Here is a 20,330-nt window from a genome sequence, read left to right as displayed (position 1 = left end):
TGTTGCCACCATTTCGGTTTACACTTTTCCCTAGGTTTTACCTAGGGTTATTGAGAGGTTCGACCACTCCGTGGTCATTGGATTGGACAAAAAGACTTGGCAAATACCAGCAGGTTGTCTTAAAAGGAACGGTGGTGTCAGCCTGAGCGGAGTCGAAGGCAGTTTGCAGGGAATACAAGCGCATTTCGACTTCGCTCAATGTGTAAACAGCACTTATGAGAAAACCTCCAAATCTTTGAATAACCGCGGGTGCAACCCGTGGACTTGAGGATCGATAGGCGACACCCCGCGACCCCGAAAGGTGTCGAACTATTTCCAAGCTCCTTTCCGAGCTATCGAGGCTAGCCGCAATTCATTTCTTTCTAAACCTTCCAACTTCCATGCTTCCGTACCTCCCAACTTCCAAACCTTCCACCCCATTTTCCCGAATTCCTCAAAAAATTGTCACAATTCTTGACTTTCGAAAACCCTCAAGGGTCGAAAAGTGCTTCCCAAACCGAATATTCCCCACCAATTAAACCCTTTTACCGCCATTGTAACATTCCCGTTGAATGGAATGGGGAATAGGTTTACATTTAGCTCAAGTGAATTTGAATTTCCAAAATCCTATCGGCAAATCAAGAATGCGCTTGATGCAACCTAAAAACTTTCAAATCCAAAACACATCGGTCATCGGTCATCTGACATCGGACGATTCAATGGGATGTGTCAGGTTAATTAACATTGAAATAAACTAATAATTGAGAAACTATAAACTAACCATTAAACAAGCGATAAATTGAAGCGAAGAGATTTTATCCACCTTTCAGGGCTTGGATTGGGGGCAATGATGACTCCCGGTCTGGTGGCCTTCAGCCAGCCTGTTTCTGCTGAGCATATGCTCGAGCCGGGAATGGATGCTGCCGCAAAAAAGCTGCTGGCAGATGTGGCATTGAACACGACCAAGTCACTGGGTGCCACCTATACCGATGTCCGAATCGGGCGATACCTGCAGCAGTATCTTTTTACCCGTGAGAAAAACGTGCAGGGAATCACCAATGCCGAGTCTTTCGGCATCGGTATCCGAGTCATTGCCAACGGAACATGGGGCTTCTCAGCCACTTCCGATGTCACGCCTGACGGAATCAAAAAATGCGCAGAAACTGCCGTAGCAATTGCAAAAGCCAACTCCAAACTCCAAAGTGAGCCCGTGGTTTTGGCTCCGGTTCAAGCCTATGGCGAAGTGAGTTGGAAAACTCCGATCAAGAAAAATGCGATGGAAGTGCCTGTCAAAGACAAGATTGACCTGTTGCTTTCTGTAAACAATGCAGCTTTGGACAATGGCGCTGCCTTTGTCAATTCGGCGCTTTTCATGATCAATGAGCAGAAATATTTTGCCTCTACAGACGGCTCCTACATCGATCAGGACATTCACCGCATTTGGCCAAACTTCACCGTCACGGCGGTCAACAAAGCCGAAGGGAACTTCCGCTCCCGTCAGGCACTCAGTGCTCCGATGGGAATGGGATTCGAGTATCTGGACGGCCTCGCTGCTGACAAATACATGAACCCGGCTGGTTTCAACAGCTACAAAAACAGCTACGACATGGTAGAAGATGCCGTGACAGCTGCCAAACATGCCAAAGAAAAACTGACTGCAAAATCTGTCCTTCCGGGCAAGTATGACCTGATGCTGGATCCAGATCACCTGGGTCTGACTATTCACGAATCGGTCGGTCACCCATTGGAACTCGACCGTGTATTGGGCTATGAAGCCAACTATGCCGGTACCAGCTTTGCGACTTTGGACAAGTGGAAGTCTGGCGATTTCCAGTATGGTTCGGACAAAGTCAATATCGTAGCGGACAAAATCCAGCCCAATTCCCTCGGAAACGTGGGTTGGGATGATGAAGGTGTAAAAGCCAAGGAATGGGATCTGATCAAAAACGGAGTCTTGGTCAACTATCAGGCGATCCGTGATCAGGCCAAAATCATCGATGAAAAAGAATCACATGGTTGCTGCTTTGCGGACAACTGGTCTTCGGTTCAGTTTCAGCGGATGCCGAATGTTTCCTTGAAACCGGGAACAGAAAAAATGAGTCCACAGGACATGATCAAGGACATCGAAAAAGGAATCTACATCATTGGACGTGGTTCGTATTCGATCGATCAGCAGCGCTACAACTTCCAGTTTGGAGGTCAGGTTTTCTACGAAATCAAAAACGGCCAAATCGCCGGAATGCTCGAAGATGTGGCTTACCAGTCCAATACCCAGGAATTCTGGAATTCATGCTCACAGATTTGTGACAAGGACGACTACCGTCTCTTTGGTTCTTTCTTTGACGGCAAAGGCCAGCCTTCTCAGGTTTCCGCCGTATCCCACGGCAGCCCAACTACCCGTTTCGACGGTGTCAATGTCATCAATACAGGTAGAAGCATCTAATCCTCAACATCATTACTATGGCTATACTAACTCAACAAGAGGCTAAAGCGATAATAGATAAAGTTTTGTCTTATGCTAAAGCCGATGAAACCGAGGTCAGCATTCGTGGTGGACGAACCGGCAACATCCGCTATGCAAGAAATACAGTAAACACCAGTGGTGAATCTGATGAAATCAGCCTCAGCATCACTTCGGTTTATGGAAAAAAATCAGGCTCTACCAGCATCAACGAGCTGGATGACGAGTCATTGAAAAAGGCCGTTTCCCGGGCAGAAGAGATTGCAGTTTTGGCGCCGGAAAACCCGGAATACATGCCAATGCTCGGCCCTCAGAATTATGGCACTTCCCGCACTTTTGCGAAAGCAACGGACTCCATCAATCCCGATTACCGGGCACAGTTGGCAGTGGACAGCATCAAGCCTTGCGTGGACAATAACCTGACGGCCGCGGGGTACCTGGAGGATTTCTCCGGATTTGTGGCTACGGGAAATAGCAAAGGGCTTTTTGGATACAACCAAAGCACCAGCGTGGACTTCACAGTGACCGTTCGCTCTGCGGATGGGACGGGTTCCGGCTACGCGGGTCGCGACTTCAATGATGCGGCTTTGCTTAAAGCCGGTGAAGTGACCAATGTAGCTGCGCAAAAAGCAATGGCTTCTGTCAATGCTCAGGCAATCGAACCCGGAAAATATACCGTGATTTTGGAGCCAATGGCTGCAAATGATTTGCTGAGACTTCTTGCTTCAGGAATGGATGCTCGAAGTGCTGACGAGGGGAGAAGCTTCCTAAGCAAAAAAGGAGGAGGAACGAAGTTGGGCGAAAAGCTATTCGATGAACGGGTAAACATTTATTCCGATCCAGCTCATCCTGAGATTCCTTCAGCGCCTTGGTCTGGAGATGGATTTCCTTTGGAAAAAACCACTTGGGTGGAAAATGGAGCTGTCAAAAACATGTTCTATTCCAGATATTGGGCAGAAAAGCAGGGTGTTCAGCCAGTGGCGAGACCTCAGGGATTTATTTTTGCCGGAGGCAATGAATCACTTCCTGAAATGATCCGAAATACGGAAAGAGGAATCTTGGTAACCCGATTCTGGTACATCCGAGCAGTAGATCCACAGACCTTGCTCTACACAGGACTGACCCGTGATGGTACTTTCTACATCGAAAATGGTCAGATCAAGTTCCCGGTGAAAAACTTCCGTTTCAACGAAAGCCCCATTATCATGCTGAACAACATAGAGTCAATGGGTAAGCCGGAGCGAACCAGTGGAAACATGGTACCACCGATGAAAATCAGGGACTTTACGTTTACCAGTTTGTCGGACGCTGTTTAAGTTTTGTCAACAGTCCACAGACCACGGACGACGGGTTTTCACTATCGGAGTGAATTCCTAAAATCTTGGTCTGTGGATTTGTTATTTAAAATGAAAGAAAATCAGCTGTGGTCTGTCGACCGTGGACTGTTGACCAATGAAAGCAACCAACTTTTTCTTCACTCGCCTCAAATACAACTCCGGCAATTGGGATACGGATCAGCGCATGCCTTCCAATCTCATCAATAGCCTGGTGGAGTACACCACGATCCCGGTGGATGAAAAGGAGAAAATCGTGGAGCTCAGCAGCGAAGAGATTTTCAAAAGTCCCTTTTGCTACCTAAGTGGACACAAGCTGGTGGAGTTTTCTCAGCAGGAGCGGAAAAACTTCAAAACTTATGTCGAACAGGGGGGATTTGTATTTGTCGATGATTGTAATCATGACATTGACGGGCTTTTTGCCAAATCTTTTGAAGAAGAGATGAGCCGGACTTTCGGTCCCGATGCACTTCAAAAAATCCCCAATGACCATTGGATCTACCGCTGCTTTTTCAACTTTGAAGACGGGCCACCCACCACTTCTTTCGAGTTGAATGGCTGGGGAGATGACCTGGTGCATGATTACCTCAAAGCCATCCAATTCAACGGTCGAATCGGAGTGCTCTACAGCAACAAAGACTATGGCTGCGAGTGGGATTACGACTTTCGCAACAAGCGCTTCCTCAAAATCGACAACACCCGTTTTGGAGTTAACATCGTGGTGTACGCTTTAACCTAATACCTCTTGGAAACTGAACTGAAACAATACCAAACCTTGGTGGACAAGCTTCCACTGCTCAAAAAAGAAATCGCCAAAGTCATCGTCGGTCAAGAGGAAGTCTTGGACGAGGTGATCATAACCCTGCTTGCCGGTGGACATTGCCTGCTGGAAGGAGTTCCGGGTTTGGCCAAAACGCTTATGGTGAAAACCATGTCCGAGGTGATGGAACTTCAGTTTCGCCGAATTCAGTTCACACCGGACCTGATGCCGGGCGACATCCTCGGAACAGAAATTCTGGAGGAAGACCACAGCACCGGCAGGAAGTTTTTCCAGTTTACCCAAGGGCCCATCTTCGCCAATATGGTCTTGGCTGATGAGATCAACAGGACCCCTCCCAAAACTCAGGCTGCCTTGCTGGAAGCCATGCAGGAGAAAGTGGTGACCTATGGCGGTAAAAACTACAGCTTGCCCAATCCTTTTTTGATCATTGCCACGCAAAATCCCATCGAGCAAAGCGGAACCTATCCGCTTCCCGAAGCTCAGTTGGATCGTTTTTTACTCTACATCAAGCTTGGCTATCCGAGCGAGCAGGAAGAGCTGGAAGTTCTTGAAAAGACTACGGGTACCTACAAAGCTCAAATCAACAAAATGATCTCAGCTGAGGAGATCATAAAACTTCAGCAACTGACACGTGAGGTTCATTTGGACTCTGCGCTTTTGGGTTACATTACCCGATTGATCCGGGCGACTCGATTGGAAAGTACCCAGGTGCCGGAGGTTAAATCTTATGTGGAATGGGGTGCAGGAACCCGGGCAGGACAGGCCCTGATCCTTTGTGCCAAAGCGAGAGCACTGGTAAAAGGACGCTTTTCGGTGATTCCTGAGGACATCCAATACTTGGTTTATCCGGTTCTAAGGCACCGAATTTCGCTTCATTTCAAAGCCGAGGCCGAGCAATTGGACACGGATTTCATCATTTCAAAAATCGTCGAACAGGTTCCGATTCATGCCAAGTAATCTGGAGATCATCAAACTCAAGGATCTGCGTCTTTCCGCACGCCTGATCAGCGAACAGCTGCGGCAGGGGATCCACTCGGGCATCCGGGTGGGAGTGGGGAGCGAGTTTGAGCAATACCGGCACTATCAGCCGGGCGATGATCCCAAACGGATTGACTGGAAGTATTTTTCCCGATCCGGCAAATACATGGTGAAGGAATCCACCACAGATAGCAATCTTCACATCAGTCTGATTTTGGATTTGTCAGGTTCGATGAATTACTCGGATGGCGGTTTTTCCCGTCTCGAATATGCAAAAAACCTCTTGGCCTCTCTGGCCTATTTAGGCTATTTGCAAGGGGATTCCCTGAGTTATTACACGCTGAAAGAAGGAGAATTTACCCAAAAAGTAGCTCCGACTCCGAAGAGCTTTCATCGGATTTTGTATTACCTGGAGCAGGAAAAAGCCAGTGGTTCCTGGCCTTTGGATGTGGCCCAACCAACTCTGCCGATCGATCGAAATCGGGAGTTGATCGTCTGGGTGTCGGACTTTCTTCAGAAAAATGAGGAATGGGAAAATTTGGTGGAGAGTTTCCGTCATCCCCGCAAAGAACTCATGCTGGTTCAGCTTCTCGGCGAGCAGGAGCTGGACTTTAACCTGCAAGGAAATCTGGTGTTTCGGGATCTGGAAAGCGGCCGGGAATTGGTGCGGGATGGGCAGGTGCTGAAAGCTGAATTCCGCAGGAACTTCCAAACCTACCTGAATCATCTGGATGTAAGATTCCAACAGCCTCAGGTGCATTTACTGCGTGAATCCATGCAGACTCCTTTGGCTACGGTAGCCCGAAAAATCCTCAACCTTAAGAAAATCTCCTGATGGAAGCTCTGCAGCCTATATTTCTTTGGGGTTTGTTAGGGCTGAGTATTCCGGTACTGATCCATTTGTGGAATGGGCGGCGGGGAAAAGTTTTGGACTGGGCTGCAATGAATTGGTTAAGTACAGAGGAGTCTCAATCCAGCCGATCCATCAAGTTGGAACAATTGCTTTTGCTGCTGGTTCGGACGCTGCTTTTCCTGGTTTTGGTTTTACTTGCGGTTGGGTTTTGGTTTGATTATTTGGGGAAAAATGAAGGAAAACCGGTAGTACACTTGGTTATTCCAAATCCGAGTGTCGAGGCCGAGTTTCGGTTTGAATTGGAACAAGCGCTGACTAAAGGGGAGCAGGTTTATTGGCTTACAGAAAACTTGCCGGTCTATGAAGCGGGAGTTTTACCCGATGGAAAAGCTGAACCAACTTTGATTCAGCATGCTTTGGATCAATTGCCCAAAAGATTGGACTCGCTTCACATTTATGCATCCGGGCTTTCCGGTGAATTTGGGAATGAATTGCATTATGTCCCCGAAATTCCGGTTTTGCATAGTCAGACTTTGGATAATCGAAGAAATTCAAGTGCTCGGATTGCCTTGGATTCCGGGCGATTTCTTGGGGTAAATGAAAGTGGATTACTTCAGTTGATTTCAGATCCGGCAGAAATTCCGGTTAAAAATCCGGTTTATTCAGGCTCGGTTAAGTTTCGGATTTTGTCTGAAAATCAGGAAACACAAGCTCAGTTTTTGGCGGCATTGGAAGCGATTGAGGAAGTGTATGGTTTGTCTTTTTCTAAAGTGGAGGATGGTGAATTAGTGGTTTTGATGGATCAAATCCCAGAATCTTTTGCAAAGGATAAACTCTATCTGATCTCCAAATCAGTGCGGGAAATATTTCCCGGGAATGTCAACGTTCTGGCGCATAGGGCTGGAATGAATTGGGATGAGGTGATCGAAAAAGGACTTTTGCCTAGCCTGATACTCGAACCTTTGGTGGACTTCTTGGGTATTCATCCCAAGGAAGCAAGACTTTCGAATAGTCAGTTGGCGCAGCGGTTTATCAAAATCTCCGAATCCAAAACGGCCATTTTGCCCAATTCGAATTCCATCCTGTTGATTTTGTTTCTGGTCTTATTTGGCCTGGAGCGCTACCTAGCCTATCGAAACAACCTGTGAAAAAGCTTCAACAATCCATACGCTTTTTGGAGTTGCAGTTGCAGCTCAATGCCTTGGCCAAAGCCTTGGTTTTGGGGCTTGGAATTGGTTTTTTGGCTTGGGTTTTCACTTCGGACTTGGTGTGGTCAGGTGGATTCGCTTCAGTGGCAACCCTTGGTTTTGCCTGGCTTTTGGGAGCTTTCAATAGTCGAAGAAACTTGGCGCTTCAGCTATTGCATGAGGAAGTCAAAGGATTGGAGTTTAGCTTGGAACTCTTGCAAAAGCAAAGCTTCAGCATCGCGGATCAACTTCAGATTGAGCGGATTTCCAGACAGATCCCTCCTCAACTTTGGGTGGTGCAGCGTGGTTTGATGCCGTATCTACTTGGTTTTGCTATAATTGTATCCGCCTATGTAGGATTTAATCTATTTGATTTTTCAAGTGCTGCAATTCAAGAAAATACTCTTGAAAAAACTGAATTTATCACAGTGGCCACAAATGAAAAAGGCATCTTTTTAAATCAAACCCGGCTAAGAATCCAGCCACCGGCGTATACCAAACTTCCGGTTTCAACTCAACAAGCACTCGGGGCCAAAGCTGTAAAAAGATCTTTGCTCACCTGGAACATAGGTTTTGAGGAAGCGTCTGATTTGGAAGTTTTTCTGGTCAATTCCGTAGGAGAAAAGCTTCCGTTTGCTCCAAAAAATAAAAGTTTCGAGTTGACTGAGCAGTTGGTCAGTTCCGGTATTTATTCGATTCAAGCCTTTCGGGATAGCACGAAGGTGTTTGAAAGTGACTTTTACACCTTGGAGGCTACTGAAGATCAGAGTCCTCAAATCATTCCTGCGGAAAAGGAGATCTACCGCTACCATTTTCCAAAAAACCCAACATCACTTAATCTAAAGGCTAAAATCAGCGATGATTTCCAGGTGAATGAGGTGTTTCTTGTCGCCACTTTGGCACGGGGAAAAGGAGAAAATGTCAAGTTCCGAGAAAGTCGCTTTCCGGTTTTGACCCAAGCTTTCAAAGAAAAAGAGGCTAGCTATCTGTTGGATCTGAAAGCCTTGGATTTTCGGCCCGGAGATGAACTCTATTACTATTGGGTAGCCGTGGACAACAAGCAGCCCGAGGCGAATATTTCCCGAACAGACACCTATTTCATCAAATTTGTTGATGAAAACGACCAAAGTGATGCGGCTTTGGAAGGGATGGTGGTCCAATTTTTACCGGAATACTTCCGCAGTCAGCGGCAGATTATCATCGACACCGAAAAGTTGATTGCTGAAAAGTCAAAGAAGACAGCCAAGGAATTTGGCTTTACTTCCAACGAAATCGGTTATGACCAAAAGTTGCTTCGTCTGCGCTACGGGCAGTACATGGGGGAAGAATTTGAATCAAGTGCAGGTGGTGGAAGTATGGAAGTCGAAGGAGGAGACCTGCTGAGTGGTTACATGCACCTTCATGATCAGGAAGGTGAAAACGGAATCGAGGCAGGCGAATCCCATGCAGGGCATTCCCATGCGGAAGAAGAAGTGGCCGAAACTACCACCGGCGCAGGGATCGAAAGCTTGCTGAGCGAGTACATGCATTCCCATGATTCGGAGGAGGTCAACACCTATTTTGAGCAATCGACAAAAGGCGCCCTGAAAGCGGCTTTGGAGCAAATGTGGCAAGCGGAACTCTATTTGCGGCTTTTCGAGCCGGAGAAGTCACTTCCATTTCAGCTTAAAGCCTTGGAATACCTGAAGACTGTGCAGCAAAAATCCAGAGTCTATGTAAAGCGGACTAGCTATGACCCGCCACCGATTAAGGAGAAGGAAAAGCGCCTGACCGGAGAATTGAAAGACTTGGATGCCCGGATGAAAAGGGAATTGATTGAATTGGAAAAACAAATCGAGCCATATGCCGCAAAGGTTCTTGGCATACTTGCAAAGTCCGAGCTTACGGCTGCTGATCGCCAAACTGTCCGTGAACTTGGGGAGATTTGGAGTCGGCGGATGGAATATACCGGATTGAAAGACTTAAAGTTTCTGTTGCATTTACGGGAGTTGGAGTCGGGCCAGTTGGACACGCAAGGGAGAGCGGTTTTGTCAGAAAAGCTTTATCCTTTTGCCGGCAGCTATAAAAATACCGGGGCATCCTATTTGGCTCCGAACTCATTGAAAGACGCATTTCGGAGAAAATTAAAATGATACAGTTTGCTCCTTTGGTACCTTGGCCTTTCCTGTTCCTGATTTTGGGAATGACATTTTTGAGTGGAGGAATTCCGATTTTTCTGAATTGGAAAAGTGGAGTTTCTGCACAGAAAATCCTGATCAAAACTGGGCTTTTGCTTCTTTTTGGACTGTTTTTGAGTCTTTTTCTCCTTCAACCCAGTCGAAAGATTTCTTCCGATAAATCTGTGGTTTTGGTTTATTCGGAGGAAGTGGAAGAAGCCGAAATCCAATATTGGAAGGATAGTTTGGGGATAACAAAAACCAAAGCAATCGCTGATTTCAAACCGGATGGAAGCCGGGTGCTGCTATTGGGAAAAGCTTTTTCGAAAGAAAATTTGTATCCAATCCACGATCTTAATCCAAGATGGATTTTGCCGGAAAAGAATCGTGAAATCTCTGAGTTGAATTGGAAAGGATATGTCCGAAAAGGAGAAAAGCAGCGGGTGAACTATCGTGTTTTTTCCGAAGGAGGCAGTGTGAAACTTCAGGTCAAGCAGGGAGAAACAACCTTGGCAAGTACAGATTTGAGGAAGGGTTGGAATGAAGGAGAACTCGGGTTTGAGACTGCCGGATTGGGAAGGACTGAGGTACCACTTTTGTTCGACGGGGATTCTCTGGCTGTTTTGAGATACTTTATCGGTCCGGCTACTCCCAAGAAATACCATTTTCAGTTTGCCTTTCCGGGTCAGGAAGTAAGGGTGCTGAGTCAGTGGCTCGAAAGCAAAGGCGAGAAGGTGAGTCAGGAAATTCGGCTTTCCCGTGGGACGATTTTGGAAGGTGGAGAAACTTCAGTTGATTCCCTCCAAATTCGACTGATTGATCCGAGTCAGTTGGAAGTTAAAGCAATTCAGGACTGGGCAAAAAACTCTGTTGGTGCTTTGGTGGTGATGAATTTGACTGAACCTTTAGAGACGATCAGTCGGGTTAACCGGTTATTCGGAACAGATTTTCAGTTGCAGCGCAGCGGGCAGGGCGAAAGCAGAGTTTTGGACAATCAGCTGGAAGCTGCCCCATTTTCGTGGCTGGTAAAATCCGGGCAGAAAGTATTTGGAAAGGATGCAATTGCAGTTCAGCGGGTAGGAGAGATGCAAATCGCAATCAATTTGTATCAGGCAACTTTTCCGCTTTTTCTTCAGGGGAAAGAGAAAGAATATGAGTCCATTTGGGGTGAGGTTTTCGGGGAATTGGAGCCGTCAGAACAGCAATCCTGGAAGGTGTCTGCACCGGTTTTATCCGGAATTTCATCCGGTTTTCAGCTCAACAAAAGAGACAGTTTACCGGAATGGATTTACTTCGGCAAAGACTCGGTCAACTTGATCAGACAGCTGACCAATCCCTTTTTGGCCAAAGGAAGCGTTCAGATTGATTCTGTAGGTTGGATGGCTTTCGGGGAAGATTTGTCGGTTTTTGTTTATTCTAAGGAAGAATTTCCCAGTCTCCATGCACAGGCTTTGATCAGGCCATTGACTTACAATTCGGATATCGAAAGTGTTGAAAATCAGCAGATTTATGTCAAGGTATCTAATTGGATTTGGTTGATTGGGTTGCTGCTGAGTTTGGGTTTGATGTGGATTGAGCCTAAAATAAACTACTGAATAGCTAAAGGGGATTTTTTGCCACGAAGTCAACAAGGCGCAAAGATTTAAAAAGAAAGATTGCTGATCCTGATTAATGATCTTAATTTTCTTTTTTTGCCGCCAAGTTCGCTGAGTTTTAAAGAGAGGGCACAAAGAGAATTTGCTACGAGGTCACCAGCTCGCTAAAGTTTTTTAAATAATCTCAATTTGGGCAAGTCTGAAGAATGGAATGTATATGGTATTCCAACAAAAAGCTTCAGCTTTTCTCTGTGCCCTCAAAAAGGATTGAATAGGACAAATGGTTTTGAGGAGCCATTTGGGAAGAATTTCCGGACTCCTTTCTCTCTTTTTCTCTGTGGTAAAAACATTGAATTTCGTGGTTATAATACTACCAAATCCAAGTTCCCGTTGCACCTGGGTTGAGTTCGGCAAAGAAGGTTTTTTCCTTGTCCTTAACTTGAAAGCTGATTGGTTTTTTTGCGTCATTCAGGGCAATCAACACCTTCTTTCCATCAGGCCTGAGGAAAGCCACATTGTGAAGTCCTTCAAAAAGATTGCTGTCAATTCGCACTGATCCCGGTTCAACAAACTTGCTGGCATGCGCAATAACATAATATGCAGGGTTACGCGTGACCGAATCCCCATCAACTGTTACAGCACCTAAGCATCGATCGCAGCCCCCACGATCTGTAAATGGAGTAAGCGCTGGGTTTGAAGTCAGGTTCCATTCCAGGACAGTTTTTGCCCAATTGCGTGTGGCACCGATGATCAGATTTTTGACATGCCAAGGCATATCTCCTTCCAGATTTCCCGGAGCTCCGATCCACTGTTCGGTGAAATAGATGTTTTTGTCGGGATAGGCCTGATGGACCCTGCTTAATGCGGCAATTTCTCCGGCATAGAGGTGAAAAGCCGAGCCGTCGATAAATGGGTTTGCCAGTGAATCATTCAGGACTGCAATGGGGTAATCCGGACGATCTGCATTATGATCATAGATCAGGATTTTGGTTTTGATTCCATTTTCGGCGAATGCCGGGCCTAAATGAACACCGATGAATCTTGCCTGCTGATCGGCAAACATCAAAAGTGAGGGATTATTTCCGGGATGAAGCGGCTCGTTTTGGATGGTAAGTGCATCGATCTCAAAGCCTTTTTCCTTCATGGCCTTAATGTACTGAACCAAGTAGCAAGCATAAATCCCCTCGAATTCCACTAAAAGTGAACCTCCCCGGGTATCCTTATTGTCTTTCATCCACTTCGGCGGCGACCATGGAGAGGCCATCAGCTTGATATTGGGATTGATATCCAGGATTTGTTTCAAAACTGGCAATACGTCTAAAGTATCCGGTCCCAGAGAGAATTGGGTCAATGTAGGATCTGTCGCAAGTGAATCCTCGAGATCATTATAGGAAAAAGGGAAGTCATTCAAGTCAGAAGCGGCCACAGAAAGTCGCAAATAGGAGATTCGGATATCTTTCTCTCCATTGCCAAATAGTTCTTTAAGTAATGCAGCACGCGCTGCTTCGCCCATCCCCAACAAGTGCTTGGCGCTGCCTTGGTTCAGTGTAAAGCCAAAACCATCCATAGACTGAAAGCTTGTCTCAGCATCTACAGCAATGACCAATTCACTATCATTGGTTTTGTCAACATCTTCCTGCTTTTCAAAAAGCACATTCGCCACTGGGTCAGTCAACCAATGTTCAATTGCCTGTGGGCGATTTTTTTTTCCGCAGGAAATGCAGGCCAGAAGGACAAGTACGAAGAGGATTTTATTCATTAGGGAAAAGAAAAAGCTTTGAAGAACTTTTAAGGCATCAAATTGAATCAAAATACCGTCCGAATGCAAATGCTGTCAACCCTAATTTTATTTTTATAATATTTGAATAGTAGAAGAAAATTGGATAATCAATATCAAGAATATGTATATCCGCATTCCTATCAGTAGCCAAATAAATTAAGTTTTGAAGTTCCAAAAAACGAGCCGTGGCAAGTTGACTGTCGTCTGAGGACGATTATCCGCAACTTCTAAAGCATATTTCTAAATTACTGGCAGGATTGCGGATAATCAAAATCAAGAATCTTCATTTTTATCAATTGGCTCAAGAAATCAAAAATATCCCAAAATTAAATGGAATTCGGGTTTTCGAAACCAGCTGGATCCGCTCAGGAAGTGGGATCTGTCTGCCGGGGATCGGGATTTTTATCCATTCCAAAATTCCTGAAAATTCAAAAAAGCGAATCATTCAACATGAATACGGACATTTTTTGGATTATAAGTGGGGATTATACGGAGACCGAAAAAAGCTTTTTGGATCAGCCTTTTTGGGTTTTTATTTTCTGATTGGCCTTCCAAGTTTGTTCAATTTAATGCCTTTCATCAATCAAATTCCAGCATTTGCCGGCAGGCATCAATGCTATTGGACAGAACTACGTGCCAACCGACTGGCAAAGGAACATTTTGGAGACTTGATTGCGGAGGATTTCGATCGCTATTTCCCAACCCAACTTGCATAAAAGATTTTCGAGCCTATTTTAAATAAGCCTTTCAATTGTTTTACCTTTGATCCGTCTTAATTAATCCATGAAAAAGCAGGCACTCTTTACGCTTTTATTATTAAGCTGGGTTGTAGGACTTTCATTGATTTGCCGTTTCCCTCCAATTCCGGATTATCATGTTTCCGATCAAAATTCCGGCTCTATAAGTCAGGATTCTTTTCCCGAACTGCATCAGCGAAATAACTCTTTGACGGGTATTTCCCAGATTTATTTGGGGATGGAGTTACAGGGATTGGCAGCTGATTTTCAGTTTAATTTCAAGGTGAAGGAAAGCTCCCTTTTTGAAAACAAGCTAAACCCTTATCCAACAGCTTCTTTTTTCAATACAATTCTGCTCTTGGAGGCATTTTTTGAGACATGGTAGATTAGGGATTCGCGTGCAAAGCAATCCTTTAAAATTCGGCCAAGCGGCCTGAAATATTCATTTACCAACCAAAATTATTCATCCAAATCTTATGGATTCATTAATCAACCATCCCGGTATTCTTATCGGGTTTGCCCTATTGGTAGCGTTTATGCTCCTCCTTGATCTGGGCATTTTCAACAAAAAGAGCCATATCATTTCCAATAAGGAAGCCGCTATCTGGTCGGTATTCTGGATTGGCCTTTCCATGATTTTCAGTATTTTCATCTACATCGTCACAGTGGATCAGGTTGGACTGGAGAAGTTTTCCCAGTTTCAGTCGGCTTATTGGATCGAGAAAGCACTTTCTGTAGATAATCTCTTCGTATTTATTCTGGTGTTTGGTTTTTTCAATGTGCCGAGAGAATATCACCACAAGGTGCTCTTTTGGGGAATACTTGGCGCATTGGTGATGCGTGCGATTTTCATTTTTGCTGGCGTGGGGATCATCGGAATGACCTACCTGCCTGAGATGACGATCATGGAACGGAGTGTTAAAATCAATGTAGTATTGACAGTGTTTGGGATATTTCTAGTCTATGCGGGGTACAAATCCTGGTTTGCAGGAAAAGAACAGGAAGGAGAAAAAGACTACACCAAAAGTCCCGGAGCCCGGTTGATTTACAAGTATTTCAAAGTGACACCGGATTATCACGGAGATAAGTTTTTCGTGATCAAAGACGGAGTGAAGATGGCGACACCACTCTTGGTGGTGTTGGCAGTGATAGAATTCACAGATTTGATTTTTGCGGTGGATTCCATTCCGGCGATTTTTGCCATAGCCCCTGATGATCCGTTCATCCTTTATACTTCCAACATATTCGCTATTCTGGGCTTGAGATCCCTTTATTTCCTGCTTGCCAATTTCATCCACATGTTCAGCAAATTGAAATATGGACTTGCCATAATCTTGGTATTTATCGGCTTGAAGATGGTTTCTGCGCCACTTTATCATTTCAGTTCTACCAATTCATTGGCTGTAGTCGGAGGGATTTTGCTTGTATCGATAGCGGCTTCCGTCATTTGGCCGGAGGAGAAGGAGGTTGGGAAGTAGGGGGTAGAGAGGTTTGGAAGTTGTGAGTGGTGAAGAGTAAGTTGTCAAGTCAGTAGGCAGCCGCAGTAGGCAGTTGCAGTAGGCAGTGAACAGTTTGCAGTGGGACTAACTCCCCCTTGGACTTGAATTAGTATTGAGGAAGAAAATGCCAATCAAAGGGGGTAGGGGGGATTTGAACCTGCTGGTTTCGGATGCCTCGACAAGCTCAGCACAGGTTTCGAATTGATTTCCCGCTGATCTTCGCTGATAATTTGCGCTGATCTTCGCTGATTTGAATTTAGAGATTTGGAAGTAAGGCGACTCCCTCTTGGACTTGAATTAGTAATGATGAAGAAAAGGATGTTTCGACAAGCTCAGCACAGGTTTCGGATTGATTTCCCGCAGATCTTCGCTGATAATTTGCGCTGATTGACGCTGATTTGATTTCGGATTCCGGACGTCGGATTTCGGATTATCAAAAAATCTAACTCCTCTCAATCTCTGACGAGTTCAAACACCAAATTGGCGTCGGTCAAATTCGCGGAACTTAAGCCAATCTTGTAGGTATAATATCCGTTTTTCAGGGGCATTTCCCCGGTATAATCATTTGGTGCCAATGAAAGGCCCTGCCCCTCAGCCTGAAGCCAAACCGCTGCATATTTAAATGCATATTCAAATTCTTTGTATTCAGATTTAGATCGGGCTAGAATGGAGCCAAAGGCTTTTTCCACATTACCTGATTGGACAATGACACCTGTGAAATTGACATCCGAATTGTTCTGAACCCGGATAAATACCCCATTTGGTCTTCCGTCCTGAATGCCACAGGAGCTGAGGATAAGAAAAAGCAGATTGAGGGCGATTCTGATTTTCATTGTAGAATGTAGCTATAAATTGAAATCCAAAAAAAATCCCCCCGAAAAATTTTTTCAGGGAGATTTGGATTTAAAGTGTATTTCTTATTAACCGCTGAACGCGAAGAGACGCAAAGTTTTTTTGAGTTTGGCTCAGTTGAAGTTGGTTTGGATCTCCATACCCTTATGGTAATGATGAGCCTTTTTCAAGGGCGAAGAGTTTAAATGTAGCAGCTCCAGGGTTCCTTGTCCAATGGCACCTCCTCACGGATTTTCGGAGTTATTTTTCCAAAACTTCAATGTTAAATTAATAAAGATACACGGTTGATCTTCCGTATTCTATTTCAATTAAATTATACATTTAAGAGACCGTTCACAGGAGGCATCATCAGCTTTAAAGGAAAAAATGATGCTGGAATAGCTTGACCAACAAGGGTTAATTTTTATCCAATTCAGTACTTTTTGGTTAAATCAATAGTTGGTTTCAGTATTTTCCTTGGGATCGGGCAGTGGAAACTCCTCTTCGATAGGAGGGATATTTTCCTGATTTGAATGCCCCGGTAGATACGGATCATCCAATTCCCGTGTGGGTTCTTTAATTATATCGCCTTCATCATTGGTAATAAAGTGTTCTCCTTCTTTTGGGATGATTTTTTCCGGGGTTTGCACTTCATCTTCCTTTTCCTGTTCGGGAAATTCCTTGTCCGGAAAATCTCTTTTCGGATCCACGATCTCCACATCCTGTTTTTTTGGATCTAATATTTCTTGATCTGTTTCTGAGTTGAAGGGATTTTCCTGATCATCCAAATGGCTGTTCCGATTGAGAATACGATGATTTTTCCCCAAATCTTCAGGGAGAAGCGAACTATGGACATCAGGCCTCCGATAGTGCTGTTTAGTGGAATCCTGATCAATGGTGCCGGGCAGCTCAAATGGAGTACTCAGCTTTGAGTTAGAAGGGATATTGTACATGGCTAATTACTTTATGGTTTGGGTATATAGAAACCAATTTCAGTCCGAAATAAGGAGAGTTCCCTGAATTGAAAGATTCTTTCGAAAAAATATTCTTTGCGGTATTTTAGTTTGAAAAAATAAGGAATTTATCCGTTTTGCAATAAAATCAATCTGGCTTGAACTAATTAAAAATTACACAGTTTGGGAAATTTTTGATTCATGTAGTCCCAAATCAGATCGGGATTTTTCCTTTTTAGGGTGATGCATTTTTTATTGGAAAGAGTACTTTATAGGTCATTCATGGCACCTTACTTACCTTGGATGAAATTACTTGGAGTACTATTTTGAACCTTAATTTGATCCAATGCCGACAGGATGATTTTGTTTTTCAAAGTGTTGGAATTTCAGATGGCTTGGGATTATGAGATTGATAAATTCTTAAGAGGAGCAGCGAAAAATAATGTTGGAAATGAGATGAATCGGGGTTGATTGTTGGTTCTTAAATGAGTCAATTAATTAAAAGCGTTGCTTAGGACCAACAAGCGAAGGGATTTTTTGGATAATCGAAGACTAAAAGCGACGATAGACTAAGGAGTTGCCTTTAAAAAAACATTAAAAGCACAATCTGGTATATGAAAAACAAAAAAAACAATATAAAAATGATTTTTTTGTTTTGAAAATTGAATTTCTATTGTAACATTTGAATTCTTTTGAGGACTGGACTAGTCATGCTTGTTTTTTATAGTTGATCAAATCCATTCTGGGATTGCAAGGCACAAAAACGTTAAGACTATGGGAAATAAAATTTTACTCGATTTTGCCAGGAGATTTTTCCTGGTGTTGACCTTAAGTTTCGGCCTCTTCGGAGCCGGACAGGTGCTGGGGCAGGCGACGGTAGAGACGGATAAAAGGGATTATTTCCCTGGGGAGTATGTAGTAATTACAGGTAGCGGCTGGCAGCCAGGTGAAACTGTAGTCATCAGCTTTGAAGAAACTCCCAAGCCTACAACATGTATGCTTTCCCATGATCGTACGGCTGTAGCCGATGCAAATGGGGATATCTATGAGGATCAGTTTTTGATCAAGGAAAATCATCGGGGGGTACTTTTCATTATGACCGCAACGGGTCAGTCCTCTGGTTTGATAGCTGAAAACTGGTTCACCGATGCTACCATTACATCAAATCAAAATGGGGATTGGGGATCTGCGTCTACATGGAGTGCGATTGCAAGAACAGGAACAATTTCCTACACTAATGGGTCGCCAATTGTTACTGGTAATGGCACTTCTTTTTTAACTGAACTTGCACCAGGAAGTATAATTATTACGGGGAACCCTGGAGGGATAACTAGAACAGTAGCTTCAATTCAAAGCAATACTTCTCTTACATTAACTTCTAATGCTAATTCTAATCAATCAGGTAAAAGTTTCACTGCTCAAGTTGTTCCTTTTCCCGGCGATGCTGTTGTTATTACTAACGGTCATGATGTCATTGTTAATGGCACATTCACATCTGCTTCCCTTATAGTGGGAGTTGGAAGTGGAATTGCAACTTTAACTTTTTCTGGAACTTCGCCTCAATTAACAGTCAATGGGGACATTATATTAGGAAATAGTGTGAATTCAAACAGAAGAGGATTTCTAACTTTTACTGATGGGTCTAAATTAATTGCAAATGGTAGTGTTACTGTAGGTAATAACGGTGCCAATGGTTCTATTAATATGACTGCTGGCGGTGATCTTAAGATTAATTCCTTTGCTACTTCAACTGGTACTTGGATGCCAGGTACAGGTACTGTAGAACTAGCTTCGACGAATACCTTGCCTACAACAATTTTTACGACTTTTAATAATTTGACAATTTCGGGAGGCACAACCACCTTCGGGCCTGCCAGAACAATAAATGGAAATCTTACCGTAAATTCAGGAGCAATAGCCAACCTTGGTAGCATTACTACTCATACAGCTGGAAGCTTGACTCTCGGAGGTCTCGGTACGGATGATGGCACCTGGGGATCAACATCTTCAACTGCAACTTTCCAAAACAATACATTTTTTGCAGCAACTGTTGGTAGAATAACGGTAAATACGGATACGAGGTCAACTCCAACAGTTACACCTACCATTGGCTCTTATATTTATAATGGTAATCAAAATGGCCCCACTGCTGCTACTAACACTGGAACTGGGACAAGTTATACGTTTAGTTATGCTGGCGTAAGCCCTACTACCTATGGCCCAAGTTCTACTCGTCCTATTAATGCGGGCAGTTATACCGTAACTGCAACGGTGGCAGCTAGTACTGATGGTTTTTATAAAGGAGCAAGTTCAGTTGCTACTCCGTTCAGTATTGCCAAAGCGGGGTCAACGATATCCGTTAATGCAGCCGGACCATTTACTTTTAATGCCACACCACAGGGTCCAGACCAGGTAACCAAATCAGGTTCTGCCGGAGCGGTGACGTTCAGTTATGTAGGTGTATCAGGAACAACTTATGCGGCAAGTTCTACCAAGCCAACAAATGCGGGAAGCTATGAAGTGACTGCGACACTGGCTGGAGATGATAATTATAACGGAGCGGTTTCAGCGCCATTGGCGTTCAGTATTGCCAAAGCAGGATCCACGATCTCCGTTGATGCAGCAGGACCATTTACCTACAATACCAATCCTCAGGGCCCGGACCAGGTAACCAAATCGGGTTCTACCGGAGCGGTGACGTTCAGTTACGTAGGTGTATCAGGAACAACCTATGCGTCAAGTTCTACCAAGCCAACAAATGCGGGAAGCTATGAAGTGACTGCGACACTGGCTGGTGATGCGAACTATAACGGAGCTGTTTCAGTGCCATTGGCGTTCAGTATTGCCAAAGCAGGATCCACGATCTCCGTTGATGCGGTAGGATCATTTACTTATAATACCAATCCTCAGGGCCCGGACCAGGTAACCAAATCGGGTTCTGCCGGAGCGGTGACGTTCAGTTACGTAGGTGTATCAGGAACAACCTATGCGGCAAGTTCTACCAAGCCAACTAATGCGGGAAGCTATGAAGTGACTGCGACACTGGCTGGTGATGCCAACTATAACGGAGCTGTTTCTGCGCCATTGGCGTTCAGTATTGCCAAAGCCACCTTGACGGTAACAGCGGATGCAGGGCAGGGCAAGGTTTACGGAGCAACAGAGCCAAGCTTGACCTATACCATTACAGGATTTGTAAATGGAGATGA

15 protein-coding genes are annotated in these 20,330 nt (G+C 44.6%); 12 read left to right on the top strand and 3 right to left on the bottom strand.

Annotation, left to right across the window (positions count from 1 at the left end; all coding sequences use genetic code 11):
- Positions 1-778 precede the first annotated feature (778 nt).
- The 8 genes from BLQ81_RS16820 to BLQ81_RS16785 all read left to right on the top strand — a co-directional run bounded on the left by BLQ81_RS16820 (position 779) and on the right by BLQ81_RS16785 (position 11,324).
- Complete coding sequence (locus BLQ81_RS16820; RefSeq protein ID WP_092732456.1) at positions 779-2,422, top strand: TldD/PmbA family protein; 1,644 nt, start codon at positions 779-781, stop codon at positions 2,420-2,422.
- Between the two features lie 17 nt (positions 2,423-2,439).
- Complete coding sequence (locus BLQ81_RS16815; protein WP_092732453.1) at positions 2,440-3,756, top strand: TldD/PmbA family protein; 1,317 nt, start codon at positions 2,440-2,442, stop codon at positions 3,754-3,756.
- 136 nt (positions 3,757-3,892) lie between these two features.
- Positions 3,893-4,513, top strand: coding sequence for a DUF4159 domain-containing protein (locus BLQ81_RS16810; protein WP_092732450.1), 621 nt, complete (start codon positions 3,893-3,895; stop codon positions 4,511-4,513).
- Positions 4,514-4,519: 6 nt separating this feature from the next.
- Positions 4,520-5,512 (top strand): AAA family ATPase, encoded by a 993-nt coding sequence (locus BLQ81_RS16805; protein ID WP_092732447.1) that lies wholly within the window; start codon positions 4,520-4,522, stop codon positions 5,510-5,512.
- The gene (locus BLQ81_RS16800) at positions 5,502-6,368 is read left to right on the top strand and encodes a DUF58 domain-containing protein (protein WP_092732444.1); all 867 of its coding nucleotides are present in this window, start codon (positions 5,502-5,504) and stop codon (positions 6,366-6,368) included. Before BLQ81_RS16805 ends, BLQ81_RS16800 begins: the two co-directional genes overlap by 11 nt.
- The gene (locus BLQ81_RS16795) at positions 6,368-7,534 is read left to right on the top strand and encodes a BatA domain-containing protein (RefSeq protein ID WP_092732441.1); all 1,167 of its coding nucleotides are present in this window, start codon (positions 6,368-6,370) and stop codon (positions 7,532-7,534) included. Before BLQ81_RS16800 ends, BLQ81_RS16795 begins: the two co-directional genes overlap by 1 nt.
- On the top strand, positions 7,531-9,705 hold the full coding sequence (locus BLQ81_RS16790) for a hypothetical protein (protein WP_092732438.1): 2,175 nt from the start codon (positions 7,531-7,533) through the stop codon (positions 9,703-9,705). The genes BLQ81_RS16795 and BLQ81_RS16790 overlap by 4 nt, the downstream gene beginning before the upstream one ends.
- Positions 9,702-11,324, top strand: coding sequence for a hypothetical protein (locus BLQ81_RS16785; RefSeq protein ID WP_092732435.1), 1,623 nt, complete (start codon positions 9,702-9,704; stop codon positions 11,322-11,324). Before BLQ81_RS16790 ends, BLQ81_RS16785 begins: the two co-directional genes overlap by 4 nt.
- Before the next feature lie 370 nt (positions 11,325-11,694).
- Here the strand turns inward: BLQ81_RS16785 and BLQ81_RS16780 are convergent, their stop codons facing one another.
- The gene (locus BLQ81_RS16780; protein WP_092732583.1) at positions 11,695-13,083 is read right to left on the bottom strand and encodes a glycoside hydrolase family 30 protein; all 1,389 of its coding nucleotides are present in this window, start codon (positions 13,081-13,083) and stop codon (positions 11,695-11,697) included.
- Positions 13,084-13,361: 278 nt separating this feature from the next.
- On the opposite strand from BLQ81_RS16780, the gene BLQ81_RS16775 reads away from it, so the two are divergent.
- From BLQ81_RS16775 to BLQ81_RS16765, 3 genes are all read left to right on the top strand, one after another.
- Positions 13,362-13,820 (top strand): hypothetical protein, encoded by a 459-nt coding sequence (locus tag BLQ81_RS16775; RefSeq protein ID WP_092732432.1) that lies wholly within the window; start codon positions 13,362-13,364, stop codon positions 13,818-13,820.
- A 67-nt stretch (positions 13,821-13,887) separates the two neighbouring features.
- Entirely contained in the window at positions 13,888-14,226 is a 339-nt protein-coding gene (locus BLQ81_RS16770) for a hypothetical protein (RefSeq protein ID WP_092732429.1), read from the top strand.
- Between the two features lie 91 nt (positions 14,227-14,317).
- The gene (locus tag BLQ81_RS16765) at positions 14,318-15,319 is read left to right on the top strand and encodes a TerC/Alx family metal homeostasis membrane protein (RefSeq protein ID WP_092732426.1); all 1,002 of its coding nucleotides are present in this window, start codon (positions 14,318-14,320) and stop codon (positions 15,317-15,319) included.
- Between the two features lie 473 nt (positions 15,320-15,792).
- Here BLQ81_RS16765 and BLQ81_RS16760 read toward each other — a convergent pair whose 3' ends face one another.
- The gene (locus BLQ81_RS16760) at positions 15,793-16,173 is read right to left on the bottom strand and encodes a hypothetical protein (RefSeq protein ID WP_092732423.1); all 381 of its coding nucleotides are present in this window, start codon (positions 16,171-16,173) and stop codon (positions 15,793-15,795) included.
- 450 nt (positions 16,174-16,623) lie between these two features.
- Positions 16,624-17,124, bottom strand: coding sequence for a hypothetical protein (locus BLQ81_RS16755; RefSeq protein WP_092732420.1), 501 nt, complete (start codon positions 17,122-17,124; stop codon positions 16,624-16,626).
- Between the two features lie 1,599 nt (positions 17,125-18,723).
- Between BLQ81_RS16755 and BLQ81_RS16750 the strand changes: the two genes are divergently transcribed.
- Positions 18,724-20,330: beta strand repeat-containing protein (locus BLQ81_RS16750; RefSeq protein WP_217636680.1), on the top strand; the 1,607-nt coding region annotated here is incomplete at its 3' end.

Source organism: Algoriphagus alkaliphilus (assembly GCF_900103735.1).
GTDB lineage: Bacteria > Bacteroidota > Bacteroidia > Cytophagales > Cyclobacteriaceae > Algoriphagus > Algoriphagus alkaliphilus.
This window is presented reverse-complemented; position numbering and strand designations above follow the sequence as displayed.